Origin of the sequence: Hymenobacter montanus, from assembly GCF_014699115.1 — a bacterium.
GTDB lineage: Bacteria > Bacteroidota > Bacteroidia > Cytophagales > Hymenobacteraceae > Hymenobacter > Hymenobacter montanus.
The window spans coordinates 1-14869 of sequence record NZ_JACXAD010000026.1; the positions used below are offsets into that span (position 1 = coordinate 1).

At 56.5% G+C, this 14869-nt stretch carries 8 protein-coding genes and 1 pseudogene; 1 reads left to right on the forward strand and 8 read right to left on the reverse strand.

Annotated elements, in window-relative coordinates; translation table 11 throughout:
• Window positions 1-1055: 1055 nt before the first annotated feature.
• The 8 genes and pseudogenes from IC235_RS18820 to IC235_RS18855 all read right to left on the reverse strand — a co-directional run bounded on the left by IC235_RS18820 (window position 1056) and on the right by IC235_RS18855 (window position 12474).
• Window positions 1056-2324 (reverse strand): adenylosuccinate synthase, encoded by a 1269-nt coding sequence (locus tag IC235_RS18820; protein ID WP_191006757.1) that lies wholly within the window; start codon window positions 2322-2324, stop codon window positions 1056-1058.
• A 137-nt stretch (window positions 2325-2461) separates the two neighbouring features.
• A complete protein-coding gene (locus IC235_RS18825) occupies window positions 2462-2809 on the reverse strand; it encodes an STAS domain-containing protein (RefSeq protein WP_191006758.1) in 348 nt (115 codons plus the stop codon).
• Window positions 2806-3258, reverse strand: a pseudogene (locus IC235_RS18830) (Fur family transcriptional regulator); the annotation flags it as partial. The gene IC235_RS18825 and the pseudogene IC235_RS18830, both read right to left, overlap by 4 nt.
• 231 nt (window positions 3259-3489) lie before the next feature.
• Entirely contained in the window at window positions 3490-3822 is a 333-nt protein-coding gene (locus IC235_RS18835) for a CHY zinc finger protein (RefSeq protein WP_223847411.1), read from the reverse strand.
• A 257-nt stretch (window positions 3823-4079) separates the two neighbouring features.
• Window positions 4080-6287 carry a RelA/SpoT family protein gene (locus IC235_RS18840; RefSeq protein ID WP_191006760.1) on the reverse strand — a complete coding sequence of 736 codons (2208 nt, stop codon included), beginning with the start codon at window positions 6285-6287 and terminating at the stop codon, window positions 4080-4082.
• 289 nt (window positions 6288-6576) lie between these two features.
• Window positions 6577-8505, reverse strand: a complete 1929-nt coding sequence (locus IC235_RS18845) for a prolipoprotein diacylglyceryl transferase family protein (protein ID WP_191006761.1) — start codon at window positions 8503-8505, stop codon at window positions 6577-6579.
• Between the two features lie 541 nt (window positions 8506-9046).
• On the reverse strand, window positions 9047-10504 hold the full coding sequence (locus tag IC235_RS22695) for an OmpA family protein (RefSeq protein WP_191006762.1): 1458 nt from the start codon (window positions 10502-10504) through the stop codon (window positions 9047-9049).
• Between the two features lie 1280 nt (window positions 10505-11784).
• Entirely contained in the window at window positions 11785-12474 is a 690-nt protein-coding gene (locus IC235_RS18855) for a DUF4833 domain-containing protein (RefSeq protein ID WP_223847412.1), read from the reverse strand.
• Between the two features lie 1007 nt (window positions 12475-13481).
• Between IC235_RS18855 and IC235_RS18860 the strand changes: the two genes are divergently transcribed.
• A complete protein-coding gene (locus IC235_RS18860) occupies window positions 13482-14852 on the forward strand; it encodes a tail fiber domain-containing protein (RefSeq protein WP_191006763.1) in 1371 nt (456 codons plus the stop codon).
• The last annotated feature ends 17 nt before the right edge of the window (window positions 14853-14869 follow it).

A 14869-nucleotide genomic window follows, 5' to 3' on the forward strand; every position in this document is an offset into this window, starting at 1 on the left:
GTTCATCCTGAGCCAAGATCAAACTCTCCATTGTATAAATTCCTACACCCACGCGAACGCGGGCTGATGTCGAGTGCTGACCTTGCTCACGTAATTGACGTTATCGTCTAATTCGTTTCGCTTGGTTTGTTTCAGCGTATTTTTCCCAAAGGCAAAACACGAATGAAACACTTACTATTTGTCTGTTTTCGTCATTCAAAGAACGTGTGTCACTTCCATTTGAAGTAACAGTGTGGAGCTTATTACAACCCCTTATCCGTCGCGCTTGTAACGCCCCGTTTGGTTTGGGAGTGCAAAGGTACGAATATTTTTTTACTTGTCAAGTTTTAGGCGAAAATTTTTTAAGATTTTCTCTTTGCTCTTCAAGTTGCTCACTTCCTATTGAAGCGGGCTGCAAAGGTACGGTAGCTCTTTTCGGCTTTGCAAGGAGTTCGAAAAATAAATTTTCTCATTCCTTTTAGCGGCTGCCGATGGTAGACAATGCTACCAGAGCAGGATTTCCAACACCTTTAGGATTTCCGCGAAAGATACTGCTTTCATCCACCCCGTAGTCCGTTCGACGTTTTGGGATTGCAAAGGTAGCGAGAGTTTCTGATGAAGCAAGAGGTATACTACGAAATACTTGTGAGGTGGTTGTAAGTAGCTGATTGACGCCCCGAAAAAATATCGGCAGTGGGCAAAACGCCACGTGCCCCTGCAGGGTCCTACCCGGTAGGGCGAAGTTCGCTTTAGGCGCGAAGCTCCAGCTAGGCATTACCTGAAGTGCATGCTCAGGCCGAGGAGTACGCTCCTCAAGGCAGTTCTGTCTGACTGCTGGATACTGGATAATTGACCAAGTAGGTGAATCACGAGCAAAAAGCCTTTGTCTATCGCCTGCTGAGCTTATTGAAGCCCCTCTCCCAGCCCATTTTGACTCAACGAAGCGAGAGAGGGACTTCAATAAGCTCAGCGTAACAGCTTTCTGCTATTTTCTGCCAGTTATCTACAGACGTTAGGGAAAACCTATCAAACTGGCTATTCTACCTTGAGGTGGCTTTTTTCTATCCCAGCGGGGTTTAGCGGTGGAGGGTGCTGACTCTGTCAGGACCAACGCTGACAATACGGATGGGAACTTGCAGCTCTTCCTCTAGAAAGTCCAGGTAGGACTGAAGGTTGGCCGGGAGCTGAGTGGCGTCTGTGACGCTGGTTAGGCTGGTATTCCAGCCGGGGAGAGTCCGGTATTCGGGCATGACGGTGGTGAGCTCGCCGGGGTCGGGAAGCTTGGGCGTGCTTTCGCCGGTAGCCGTGCGATAATGGGTGCAGGCCAGTATTTCCGTGAAACTGTCGAGGACGTCGGCTTTCATCAGGTGCAGCTCGGTGACGCCGTTGAGCATGATGGCGTAGCGAAGGGCCGGTAGATCTATCCAACCACAGCGACGCGGCCGGCCGGTAGTAGAGCCAAACTCGCGGCCCGCCTGACGGATTTGCTCGCCGATCTGGTCGTGTAACTCGGTGGGGAAAGGACCGCTGCCAACGCGGGTGCAGTAGGCTTTGGTGATGCCGTAGACTTTATCAATGTGCTTAGGGGCGATGCCCAGGCCTGTGCAGGCGCCAGCGGCGATAGTGCTCGAGGAAGTGACGTAGGGATAGGTGCCGAAGTCAATATCCAACAAAGAGCCTTGGGCACCTTCGGCCAAGATGCGCTTGCCCTGTTGCAGGAGGTCGTTGAGGATGTACTCGGTATCGGCGAGCTGCAGGGTGCGCAGAAAATCAACGGCGGCGAAGAAGTCGGCTTCGAGCGCTTCAATCTCCAGTTCTCTACCATAATGAGCCGCGATGGCGGCGTGCTGGGCAACGGCTTCCTTGTAGCGCTGCTCAAAATCGGGAAGCAGGATGTGGCTGACCCGGAGGCCGACGCGGCCGATTTTGTCGGAGTAGGTAGGACCAATGCCTTTGAGTGTGCTACCGATTTTGGTATTGCCACGAGCTTCTTCATTGAGGCGGTCGAGGGCCCGGTGGCTGGGCAGGATGAGTTGGGCCTTCTTGGAGATGTAGAGGTTTTGAGCCCAGTCTACTCCCCTATCGGTGAGCTTTTGTAGCTCGCCGCGGAAGACGACGGGGTCGAGCACGACACCATTGCCTACTATATTAAGGATATGGGGGTGGAAGATGCCGCTGGGTACTTGGTGCAGCACGTGCCTGAGACCGTCGAAGGTGAGGGTATGACCGGCGTTGGGACCACCTTGAAAACGGGCAACGGCATCGTAAGTCGGAGCCAGTACGTCTACAATTTTTCCTTTGCCTTCATCGCCCCACTGGAGGCCTACTAATACATCTACTGGCATTTCAATTTAGCTTTTGGCGACTTAAACACAGCCAGCACCTTAGGCTGGCCGTGGGTTTTGAGTGAATGGGTTCCGGCAGAGGGCCTCTGGCCCGGGTTGGTATTTCGGGGTGAAGGGCAAAAAAACAGCCGCCCTACTTAGGCGGCTGGGGTTAGCTGTTGGAGGGCACTGGCCTCGTCGGAGGCTACCGCGAAAATGTTGTTGAGCTTGGTGAGGGCCAGTATCTTCTTCGGGTGGTCGGCGGGGTTGATGAGAACCATTTCGCCGCCCCGGCTGCGAAATTTAGTTAGCAGGGATACCAGAACGCCGATCCCACTGCTGTTGATGTAGCGGATTTCGGAGAGGTCGACGGCGCAATTAGTGACGGACTCACCGAGGTGTTGGTTGACGGACTCGATAAGCTGCTCGGTATCGGGGCTGCCGATAAGGTCGCCGGTGAGGCGCACGAGCAGGACGCCGCCTTTTAAAGAACTAGTGCAGGTCATGCGGGGGAAGTGGGATTACGAGCGGCAGCTTGAGCGCGGCAGTCGCCGCAAATGCCATAGAGATTTAAAGAATGGTGCAAGATATGGAAGTTCAGAAGCTCGCCGACCATGGTTTGGATGCCGTGAATACGTGGGTCGCAGAATTCCACTACTTTATGGCATTCGGTACATATCACGTGGTCGTGCTGGCGGTAGCCGTAACTCTTCTCGTACTGGGCCAGGTTACGGCCGAACTGGTGCTTGCTGACGAGGCCTTGTTCGACCAACAGGTCGAGGGTATTGTACACGGTAGCCCGGCTTACTTGCAGGCCGCGCTCCTTCATGCCGGCGTACAGCTCTTCAACGTCGAAGTGGCCCGAGCGGGCATAAATCTCCTCGAGAATGGCGTAGCGCTCGCCGGTTTTGCGCAGGCCTTTATTTTCGAGATGAGCGGTGAAGAGCTTGCGGACGTCGTCTAGCTTCTCGGTATTAAGGCTAGCCTGGGAAGCGGCACTGGGGGTGTGCCCGGCCGCATAGCCAGTTTCGGAGGAGCCGCCGGCGGCCTGCCCGGCGGCCTCGGCCGGAGTGGCGGTGGCAGAAGCAGCGGGTTTGGGGGCTGGGAAAGTATTCACGGACGGTCTAGAAGAAAGTAAGGGAAAGCAGAAGTCACGGCCGGGTAATTCGCCGATATCGCTTTGGTTTTACATTTCAAAATAAAGCGGATAATGATTAGCGCAGCCAGGGTTGAAGGCCGCTTGGCAAACCGGACAAGCATTGTCGGCGGCGAAATAGTCGGCAATACGGAGCGTGCTGTGGCAGTTGCCGCAAAGTATTGCCTCGGTTTGCCGCTCGGTTTTGCTCCACACCACGGGGGCGTGGGCAACGGCTTCGTTATGGCACTGTATGCAGGCGTAGAAAGTGTCGCAGCACTTGAATTTAATGGCAATAATATCGCGCTCGGAGTGATAGTGCGCGCATTGGGTCCGTGCATTGACGCCGGTGCCGTAGCAGGTGATGAACTCAGGGCTTTTCAATTTTACAACTCAAAGCTAATGGGCTTAATATCAATACTGGTTGGCTTGATAAGGACATCTTTGAGCCGAGCGCGATATCCTAGCCGCTGTACGGGACAACCCCACCTAACCCCTGCGGGGCAGACCCAGTTCGCTTGAGGCGCGAAGCCTGTGGAAAGAAGGGCTGGGCGATAGGCACCCAGAACGGAAAACGGCGCCGGCATCGTGTTTTAAGGTTTCCAAGTCAGTGAAAGCAGAAGGGCGCGAAAGAGTGAATTTTAGGAGTCGAACCTTTCTACTTGCAGCACGCCATTTACCTTGCTCAGGCGCTGAATGAGTTTGTTGAGGTGGTCGGTGTCGTTGACAAAAACCATAATCTGGCCTTCAAAAATGCCGTCGTTGCTGTCGACTGTAATGGCGCGCATGTTCACCTTCAGGCTGGTGCTGATGATCCGGGTGACGTCATTAACGAGGCCCACGCGGTCGGTGCCCTTGATGCGGATGCCGGCCAGGAAAGCCAGCTCAAGCTGTTCGGTCCACTTGGCGCGCACGATACGGTTGCCGTAATTCGACATCAGGTCGACGGCGCGGGGGCAGCTGGTACGGTGGATGATGATGCCGGTTTCGGTTTCGAAGCCAAACACATCGTCGCCGGGGATGGGGTTACAGCACCGGGCAATGCTGTAGTTGAATTTGTCGGTGTGCTCCCCCACGACGAGCATGTCGGGGCGCACGCCGCGAATTTTCTGCACTTCGTGGTCGAAGGTTTTGGGCTCCAGCACGGAGGCTACGCTGGCCACCGGCTTGTTGGCCGCGAAGAGCGGCTCGCGGATGGCCCGGCCGTCGACCTGCCCGATGGCCAGGCGGTAGTAGAATTCCTGGGCGTTGGGCACGTTGAAATACGCCAGCAGCCGGTTGAAATTCTCCTGGGTAAAAGGTACGTTAATAAGCTCAAGCCGCTTTTCGAGCAGTAGGCGGCCATCCTCAGCCTTGGAGCGCTTGTCATCCCGGAGGAACTCCTTGATTTTGGAGCGTGCCTTGGTCGTGATAACATAGTTGAGCCACTCCGGCGTGGGGCGCTGCTTGTGCGAAGTCAGAATTTCAACTTGGTCGCCATTGTGCAGCTGGTAGCTCAGGGGCTCCAGCTTCTGGTTGACTTTGGCCCCGAGGCAGCGCAGGCCGATCTGGGTGTGGATGTCGAAGGCAAAATCCAGGGCCGTGGCCTTGTCCGGCAGAATAACCAGCTTGCCCTTGGGGGTGAAAGCATAGACCTCCTTGACGAACAAGTTCTGACGGAACTCGTCCATGAATTCGAGGGCACTGGAATTGTTGGACTCGAGCATCTCCCGCACCTTATTTACCCACCCTTCGAGCGAGCTTTCGGGCTGGATGCTGCCGGTGTCCTTGTATTTCCAGTGCGCGGCGTATCCCTTCTCGGCAATGTCGTCCATGCGGCGCGAGCGGATCTGGACTTCGACCCACTGGCCGGCGCGCGACATGACGGTGGTATGCAGGCTTTCGTAGCCGTTGGCTTTGGGGGTGGATACCCAGTCGCGCAAGCGGTCGGGGTTGGGTTGGTAGAAGTCGGTGACGATGCTGTACACCTGCCAGCAGGCCGCTTTTTCCTGTTCCGGTGGCACATTCAGAATGATCCGAATGGCAAACAGATCATACACCTCATCGAAGGTGATGTTCTGCTTCTTCATCTTTTTGAGGATGGAATAGATGCTTTTGGGCCGGCCCTTGATTTCGTACTCGAAACCCTGGGTTTTCAACTCATCGTCGATCGGCTGCACAAATTCCCGGATGAAACGGTTACGGGCGCTCTGGCTCTGGCGCACCCGGGCCTTGAGGTCGGTGTAGGTTTCGGTATCGGTGAATTTCAGGTACAAGTCCTCCAGCTCGCTCTTTATAGTATAGAGACCGAGGCGATGCGCCAGCGGCGCGTAGAGATACAGCGTTTCGGAAGCAATTTTGAGCTGCTTGTGGCGCGGCATCGAATCCAGGGTCCGCATGTTGTGCAGGCGGTCGGCGATTTTGATGAGGATGACGCGCACGTCCTCGCTCAGCGTGAGCAGCATTTTGCGGAAGTTCTCGGCTTGTTCGCTGGTGCCATACTCAAAGACGCCGGAGATTTTCGTCAGGCCGTCGATGATGCGGGCGACCTTGGTACCGAACTCGCGCTCGATGTCGGATATTTCAGTGGGCGTGTCCTCTACTACATCGTGCAGCAGCGCCGCTACGATGCTGGTGGTGCCAAGGCCAATTTCTTCCACCGCAATCTGGGCTACGGCCAGCGGGTGCAGAATGTAGGGCTCGCCCGACTTGCGGCGCATCTCCTTGTGGGCCTCCAGGCTTTGATTGAAGGCTTTCTTAATGAGTTTGGGGTCGCCATCCTTTAAGTACGGTTTGGCGGTGCGCAGCAGGCGGCGGTAATGGCGCAGGATTTCCTGGCGCTCAGCTTCGGGAGAGATAACGGGCGGCATAATGCTACAAAGAACTACCGAATAACGCGAAAAGGTTGCGAGTAGGGTCAGGAACGGTGCGAATAGCTTCGCCGGCTTTTACTGGGGCCTATTGAGGGTGGCGAGCTACAGCCGGGGCGTGCCGCGTGCCGCGTGCCCTGTTGCCCCAAGTGGCTATTTCTTACTATCTAGAGCCGTTCTCCGATCTGTGTACCGAGGGGCACTTCACAGGACCCCATTTGCTTCATGCGCGAAGCCTCAGGAGAGGAGAGCCAGCCGACCAATAAGCTGATCGGGGAACGGTTCTATGTCAAGCGCTGGCCAGACGGGAAAACCGCTTGGTTGAAAACGGAAAGTCCATTCCCATGGCAAAAGCGGCCAGCAGTGCGGCACCAAGGGCCACAGGAATGGCGGTGGGGTACCATTCGAATTGCAACGCCGAAGCCGCAGTGGATAGCATGGTGGTGCCCAGGCCAGCCATCACCATGCCGAAAGCCAGCCACTGATACAGTTTAAGACCGCCCATCCGGGGCGTCTGCGGCTCGCCCCGGAACTGCTCTTCTACAAAGCGGGCCAGACCAGTCAGAATGAGGTAAACCCCAATAAGCAGTGGCGCGGGGGCGTGCTCATAAGCCAGCCGAAAAAGCACGAGGCCAACGACCAGATTGGCAAGCATGGAGTAGGCCGGGGTAGCGTGCACGGGCTGCCCGGCCAACTGGGCCAGCGCACAAATGCGCGACTTGGGATGCGTGACGCGGATGCCAACCCGGTTCGCAGTAGCCCGCCCGTGGCAACAGCCCTGAATAAGGCACCGGGCCCGCCCAACGCCTTGCACCAGCGGCAACGCCACTGTGAAAGCGGCCACTACCTCAAAAAAGGAGAACCGCGTGAGCTGCGCCGCCACCAGGCAGCCGGCCAGTCCGCCCAGCAAGCTGCCATAGTAACCAAACGGCCGCGAAAGCCCCGAGGCACCCTCGACGAGCTGGCCCCAAAGACCCGCCCCCAGAACACCCAACAGCACGGGCGGCAGCAAGGCCCAGACATCAGGCAGCAGGCAGCCCACTAGCAACACGCCCATCAGCATGGCCAGCCCCGCGTACCAACTATGATTAATGATGCGCAGGGGCCCTACTTGGCGGGCCGACCAGGAGTTAGCGAAACGCTCCAGCCCCAGCTGCAACCAGCGCCATCCGGACCGGTACCGAATAACCAACGCGGCCACCACCACTCCACCCGCTACGTCCAGCAAGCTGTGCATTCCCGTAGCCAGGCAGCTGGCGCTGATGGCCACCGCCAGCGCGAAACTGACAGCCCGCAGTCGAGGAAAACGGCGGCCCCAGAAGTGCCCGGCCACCGCCGCCCACAGCACGTGGAAGGAAGGCAGCGCGGCCGTCACGCCATCCGTAGCGCGCTCCAGCTGGAGCAACTCTCCCCACAAGGTAGTGGCCACAAAGGGCCGGGGAACCGCTACCAGCGGCAAACTCAGCTGCAGCAGCACTCCTACCCAGGTCGCCAGCCATCCCACCACGGCAAACTGGCGCAATAGGCACGGCGACTTGATTACAAACGGCGTGAGGACCGCAAACGGATAAGCCAGCAAATACAAGCCTTCGCTCCACTGCCAAACTGGCCACGACTGCTCAACCCCTAGAAACGTGCTGACCGGACTACGAGAAGGCCCCAGAAAAATCACGGTTTCATAGAGTAACAGCCACGGCCCAAAGACAACGGCCGCCACTCGCAGCCGCTGGGCTAGCGGCGCCAGGGCCGCCGTGGCTGGCGGCAACGATACCAGCGAGCCCCCCACGGGGCGGTGAGGAAACCGCTGGCGCAGGTCCGCATTTTCAAACCCGTACACCAAAGCCAGCCACGCTAAAGTCAGGACCGGCGAAACCAACCACAGTCCACTGGCGGACCCAGCCAACAGCGACACCCCCACGCTTAGCAGGGAGGCACCCACGTAGATGGGATGCGGCAGCAGGCCGTACAACCCGCTGGCTACGAAGCGAACCGGCGGGAAGGCGTTCATAGGCAGCCCCCCACCCCGAAACCACAGGCTACCCATGCCCCAGACCATCAGCAGCACGCCGCCACCCGTGCAGGCGGCGCCCGCCAGCGGTGTATGGGGCACGGGCAGTGGCACGAGCGCGGCAGTACGCAGCGCCCACCACACCAGCACCGCGGGCAATACTGCGCAAAAGGCCAACCCGTAAGCCAATTTTCCAAGAAGTGTATTCATCGCCGAAATTTACCAGTCTGCGCACAAACCCCTTTAGCTACCCGACGGGCACAGCTTCGCCCGTCTGCCAGGAGGGTGGCGTCGAGTACCGCCTCACCCAGCCTGTCCACCCCTGGACCAACGGCCACATCAAGCGCCCGAACCGCACAATCAAGGAAGCCACCGGGCTGCGATACTACTACGAGGCGACCGAACAGCTCAACGAGCATCTGCAGACTTTCCTACTGCTTACAACTATGCTAACTAAACGCCTCAAGACCTTGTGCAGGCTTACCCCACACGAATTTATCTGTGTACAACGCCTGCACAACACCAGAAGAACCCGGTTATCTTCACTTGAAACCCCACCCAGCTCATTGGGGACTGTACTCCTAGCTGGATGCGTGTTTGCCGGCGCCAAAAGCTCAAAAGCCCAATCTGATTTCTCCTATTGAGAAAACAGATTGGGCTTTTAGCCGCGACCCTTGCCATTGAAAGGATCAGTTACCCGACAAAACCGTGGAAAGAGGCCCGACGAACTGCCGGACCTCTCTCACTACGCTTAGGGCTGCGGGGTGGGCGTGGGCACAAAGTCAAACGTGAACTCTGCGCGCCGGTTTTTCTCCAGGCTCTTCGGCGAAGTGCCGGGATCTACTGGCTCGCTTTCACCCCGGCCTTCGGTGATGATGCGGCTGGGGTCGATGTTCTTGCCGACGAAGTAGCGTTTCACGGCTTCCGCGCGGCGCTCGGACAGGGCTTGGTTGTACTCGTCCGTGCCGCGTTTGTCGGCGTGGCCGGTGATGCGCAGGCTGTAGTCGGGGTGTTGCTCCAGGGCTTGTACCATCTTGTTCAGCGGCGGAGTCGAGGTGCGCTCGATCGTGGTGCTGTTGGTCTTGAACCGGATGGGCACTTGGAGTTTCCGGATCGAGGGGTCGATGACCATGGGGCAACCCGTCGCATCGACGCGGGTTCCGGCCGGCGTGTCGGGGCACTTGTCGGCGGTGTCGAGGACGCCGTCGCCGTCTTGGTCGAGCGGTACCGGGCAACCCGTGGCATCTACTCGCGTGCCGGCCGGGGTGTTGGGGCATTTATCGTTGGGGTCGGCTACGCCGTCGTTATCGGAGTCGGGGCAGCCCTTGAGGGCAGCAGTACCGGGGGTATCGGGGCAGGCATCTTCGCTATCACGTACGCCGTCGTTGTCACGGTCGGGGCAGCCTTCGAGCGCGGCCACGCCTTTTTCGGTGGGGCACTTATCCTGGTAGTCGGGCACGCCGTCGCCGTCGCCATCAAGCGGACAGCCTTTGGGGTCGACTGCCACTCCAGTGGGGGTGCCGGGGCATTTGTCTTTCCGGTCGGGCACACCGTCCTGGTCGGTGTCTTTAGGTTTGCCAAAGGCAATGGTCAGGCCGGCGGTGTGTTGCAAGAACCGGTCGTCAAACTTGTCGTCGTCCTGATTGGTTTCGCCATCGAAGTTGCCACCCAAGGGAATGTATTGTCCGGTTTGCACGAACAGGCTCACTGCATCGCTAAGGCGGAAGCTGATACCAGCGGCACCTAACGCACTAAAATTGACTTCGTTTTCGTCGAGGCGCTTGCCACGCACCGACCCTTCACGGCTGACGTACGCCGCGCCCGGCGCAACGAGCAGGTAGGGCTGAATCACGGCGTCTTCCTTCAGGGCCCAACCGTTGTTGAGCTTGAACTTGAAAGCCAAGTTCGCGGTCACCACGTTCGTTTTGAAGAAGGTAGCCGCATCCTTGGTTCCTTTAAGCTCCGCGTAAGAGGCTAGCAGGCCCATGTCCAGGCCCGGTGAGAGATACCGGTTCAGGCCAATGCCGGCGCCGTACTGGTTCTGGTCCCACTTCCAAAAGTTGGAGCCGAGACTGCCCTTGTACTGGTTGGCACTGCCGAAAAGGCTGATGGCCGTCTTGCGGTCGGCATTCTGGGCATGCCCTTCTGGGGCTACTAGCAGCGTCATACCCAGCGGCAGAGCTACCAGATGCAGTAGGGAAACTTTCATTTTCATAATTGTGTTGAGGGAAATGATTCGGTAACGAGCATCAAAATGCACGCTTAAACACAGCGCTATACTGGTTCCTTGCAAAAAAGTTATCGTTGAGGCGAATAATTTGTGGCCGCGATAACTCAACTACCCCCTTGGGGACGGGCACAATATTACTTCAGGACTTTGGTTCATGCCTTCGGCTTAAATCCTGCGTCACATAAATTCAAGGGGTTATCTGCTCCGCTAGCTTCCGAATTAATGGCAGCGACGCACTGACTACAAGCGGGCTATCTTTTTTCCGCGTACGCTCTTTTTTCAGGCTAGCCCGCCACGCCAAGGCCTCAGCTTTCCTAGAATAGTAGCCTCCGCTGTGACTGAAGCTTGCTTCAGCATATCAGCATCATGAAAAATACGGGGAGCAGGTGGGCACTGGCACTAGACCAGGGATAAACAAATATGCTCTTCGCAAGGCATGTGCCATAGCAGGGGTGCTTTCCTACCTTTTAGAGACAGATAATAAGCCCTAATAGCCTCTGCTACGACCTCGCCCCAAACAGGTGTAGTTCCGAAGAACCATTCATTCGCAACCCTAGCTAAGCGGACTAGTTGCATACCTCTCGGGCCCCACGGGCTATGACCCGAACCCACCATGCCCCATCTGTCTCAGGGCCGGCTCAGGTGTATAAAATATCTGACAAAATTTTGAAATAGTTGACTTTTGTCAAGTAACCGGCGCAAGTACCGATACCTGTCAAGGTAATCGAAATGCCGGCGGGTAGGTTGAGGGCAACGAAAGTATGGTCGCGAATAAGTTAGGATTATACACATATTCACATAAATTAAAGATACTCGCTCCAAAGAAGGGGTCAGCCCTTGCCAGTCCGGCTATACTACCCATGGTTAGGGGGTAAAATTTAAACTCGTGCTGCCGCACTTACCACGGCCGATCAGCCGGATGCTACTATACGACAGTTGAGCATATTGACCAGCAGGAAGGCCAATGGGCAATCTATAGCGGTTTTCAGCTCAGTGTACAGGGCGCAGCCGGGAAAACCTCACCCCCAGCCCCGGTTCGCTTCATGCGCGAAGCCTCAGGAGAGGGGAGCCAGACATCGTATACACTGACTATGAAATTGCTCTAAAAAGAGCTGCTGGTTTTCACAGAACAGAATAGATAACTGGCAAAAGCCTATGCGGTCGGCCCGGCACGGGGCCTCGAGCAGAAACCCATTATAAGGTTTTAAGGGGCCTCTGACTTGCGGGGGCGTGGTTGAGTGACTTGGCCCGGGGCCGCACTACACGCTTACCCGCTCCACTACCGGCTCGCGGGTGGCCGCGTTCCATCCTTTAAACTCTATGTACTTAACGTTGGGTACCCAAAACGTGCCCCCCTCAATGCGCAGAAAAACGCGGGTTAGCACAATTTGCTTGTTGGCAATGGTCACCAAAACGTGGAAAGCGTTGTCCACGGCGGATTTCATCAGGAAGAAGCGAACCTTATCGTAGGCAGCAAACTTGAGTTCGTACTTGTCGGGGGCCAGCTTCTTAGTGCTCAGGCCGTAGGCAAACTTGCGCTGAACGAAATTCAAGTCTTTACGCTCGCCCTGTTCGGCGTAGCGTATCCAGAATACCCGTACTGGCTCTTCTTCGTTCAGCTTGCCCGCTGCGTTTACATTCAGCTGATAAATTATGGTGTTGCTGTTGGGGTCGCGCTGCAGATAGAACAATTGGTTGGCAATACCAGTAGGCACCGGAAAAACTGTTCCTGGCTGCCGAGCCGCATCAGCCAAGGGCAGGTTGCTGAAGAGCAGCCTAAGCGCTAACAATCCGGCTGCCCCGTTTTTGCTGAACGCAACGGTTCGAGCAGCCCGCTGGACTTTTAGCACCAGACCTTTGATGGAGCCCAGCAGCCGGGATACGGCAAAGGGATTTATGACTTTATAAACCCCTTGCTGGAGCATATTGCGAAGCAGAGCCAAATTCATGCGGTGAGTAAGCGACAAATGACGGTTAAAAATCAATCTTAATTCGGGCCCGCAATCCTTAATCAGCGGCATTCGGATTATCTGCGGCAGTGAGGTGCTTCACCACGTCGACTTAAAACAGCTTGAAGATGTTGGCTATGCCCAAGTTGGCTTCAGGGTAGACCAGTGACGCCAGGACAAACGTAGTCGACCTTATACATCTTAGATTAAGAGCTGGTAAAGTACCGGATGAAGAGTCGTTTTTCCTCTCGTACGCCGTCGCATCGCAGTTCTACAGACCCTACTCCGCTAACTTTAGGGGTCTGATCAATAGCAGCTTGTTGGAGAAAAACTAGTTTAAAGCTGCCGTCGGCAAACAGGCCGGCATATATAGTCGGTGGAAAACTCCGGACAGTTCATCAGATTATAAGAATTGAGCGAGCACGAGTACTCCTGACTGGCCCCGTGAACGGCCAACACCGGAAAGGAAGCCGACCCAAAAATATGGCCTCCTTTGAGCATGATGTCGGAGCAGCGCAGCTGCGAGCGGTAAAACCGGTTGGTGAGGCTAAGCGGAGCAGTTTTGGCTTCTTAGGTTAGTCGGGCCCGGCTTGTCAGCTTACATAAGACCGGCTGCTGACTCAGCCAGATGTTACCGGCACCCCGCGCAAAGAGTTCCTAGTTCTTCATCAGGCGGCACCCCTACCTCAGCACGATACCTCCCCGGCCAGGACTGAAAAAATGGTACGAGAACACGCTGACTCCATTGGAAGTCCCCTGCTGGCGGCCACCCTGGCAGTGCGGGCTGGCTGCCCCTTCGCGCTCGTATCTGCTCCGCAGCCTGAACAAGCTCTGCCCTACCGATCACAAACAGCGCTGCGTGGAGGCAGAAGCAGATGGTCAGCCTGGTTACTCGTCCTTTTGACTAGGAATAGTAGGATAAGTCCAACTTTAGGCTTTCATCAAAATCCTCTTTCTGTTCACTGCGTAATAGTGGATTTTCTTTCTTCAACTTTTCTCGTTTTCGTATGAAGCCGAAACTCTACCTAAGGCCAATTGGATTTTCCCTTGGACTGCTGCTCCTAATGGGCTTGCTGTCGTCCTCTCCCCTATTTGCCCAGAACTACAATGCCGGCGTTGGCTCAGGCACGGGCGGCAGTGGAACTTACAACGTCTTTGTGGGGCCCTACGCAGGGCCATCTAATACAACGGGCTCGTACAACAGCTTTCTGGGCACTGGGGCGGGCGCCTCCAATATCACGGGCAGTAACAACAGCTTTCTGGGATATGGGGCAGGCTATGCCAATACAGAAGGCAATAATAACAGCTTCGTGGGGTATGGAGCAGGCAACTCTAATGTGGGAGGCGAGAATAACTGCTTTCTGGGCAACTTGGCCGGCCTCTACAATAAGGCCGGCAGTAACAACAGCTTTCTGGGCAATAATGCCGGCTACTTCAATACCACGGGCACCTTCAACAGCTGTATGGGGTATCAGGCGGGCTACATCAATAGCACGGGCTCCCACAACCTGTTCCTGGGGTATTCGGCCAATCCCAGTACGGGAACGTTATTTAATGCCGGCGCTATCGGCTCGCGGGCATATGTGAGCGCTTCCAATAGCCTGGTGCTGGGAGCCATCAAGGGGGTGAACGGCGCCACGGATTCGACCAACGTGGGCATTGGTACCACCGCCCCCGCCTATTTGCTCCAGGTTAATGGCAACGCGGCCAAGCCCGGCGGCGGCAGCTGGACGGTGCCTGCGGACCAGCGCTTGCAGAAGAATGTCTTGGCATTCCGGGACGGCCTGGAGGTGCTCGCCAAGGTCAGGCCCGTATGGTTTGAGTACAATGGCCAGGCCGGCATGCCAACCAATCAGAAGTACGTGGGCGTCATCGCCCAGGAAATGAAGGAAATAACGCCCTACATGGTGGGAAGCTTCACCTACCAGGACCCCACGGGCCAGAAGACCGACTACCTCGACTACGATGCTAATGCCCTCCCCTACCTCCTCGTCAACGCCGTCCAGCAGCAGCAAAAACAGATACAGGCCCTACAAACCCAGATTGACCTACTCAGACAACTCCTGAATCAAGAGCGTCCCGCCCCTTCCCCCCAAACGGCTGCCGGAAGCACGGTGGAAGCCCATCTTTGGCAGAATGTACCCAATCCCACCGATGGCACCACCCGGATTCACTATCGCCTTCCCCAGCAGGCCCGCCAGGCGCAGATTAACCTTTACTCTTTGAAAGGAGAACTCCTGCAAAGCTTCCGCCTCACTCAGCGAGGCGAGGGAGAGCTTTCCGTGGAAACAACGACCCTGCCCGAAGGAACCTACGTCTACCGACTGCTCGTAGATGGCCAGCAAATTGACACTAAAAAGCTCCTCCTCAGTCGTTAACCTGCCCGCGCGAAACC

Bases quoted from the DNA above. Each gene is read 5' to 3' on its own strand.
- IC235_RS18845 (WP_191006761.1), bottom strand. From the start codon at position 8,505: ATGAATACACTTCTTGGAAAATTGGCTTACGGGTTGGCCTTTTGCGCA.
- IC235_RS22695 (WP_191006762.1), bottom strand. From the start codon at position 10,504: ATGAAAGTTTCCCTACTGCATCTGGTAGCTCTGCCGCTGGGTATGACG.
- IC235_RS18825 (WP_191006758.1), bottom strand. From the start codon at position 2,809: ATGACCTGCACTAGTTCTTTAAAAGGCGGCGTCCTGCTCGTGCGCCTC.
- IC235_RS18840 (WP_191006760.1), bottom strand. From the start codon at position 6,287: ATGCCGCCCGTTATCTCTCCCGAAGCTGAGCGCCAGGAAATCCTGCGC.
- IC235_RS18860 (WP_191006763.1), top strand. From the start codon at position 13,482: ATGAAGCCGAAACTCTACCTAAGGCCAATTGGATTTTCCCTTGGACTG.
- IC235_RS18855 (WP_223847412.1), bottom strand. From the start codon at position 12,474: ATGAATTTGGCTCTGCTTCGCAATATGCTCCAGCAAGGGGTTTATAAA.
- IC235_RS18820 (WP_191006757.1), bottom strand. From the start codon at position 2,324: ATGCCAGTAGATGTATTAGTAGGCCTCCAGTGGGGCGATGAAGGCAAA.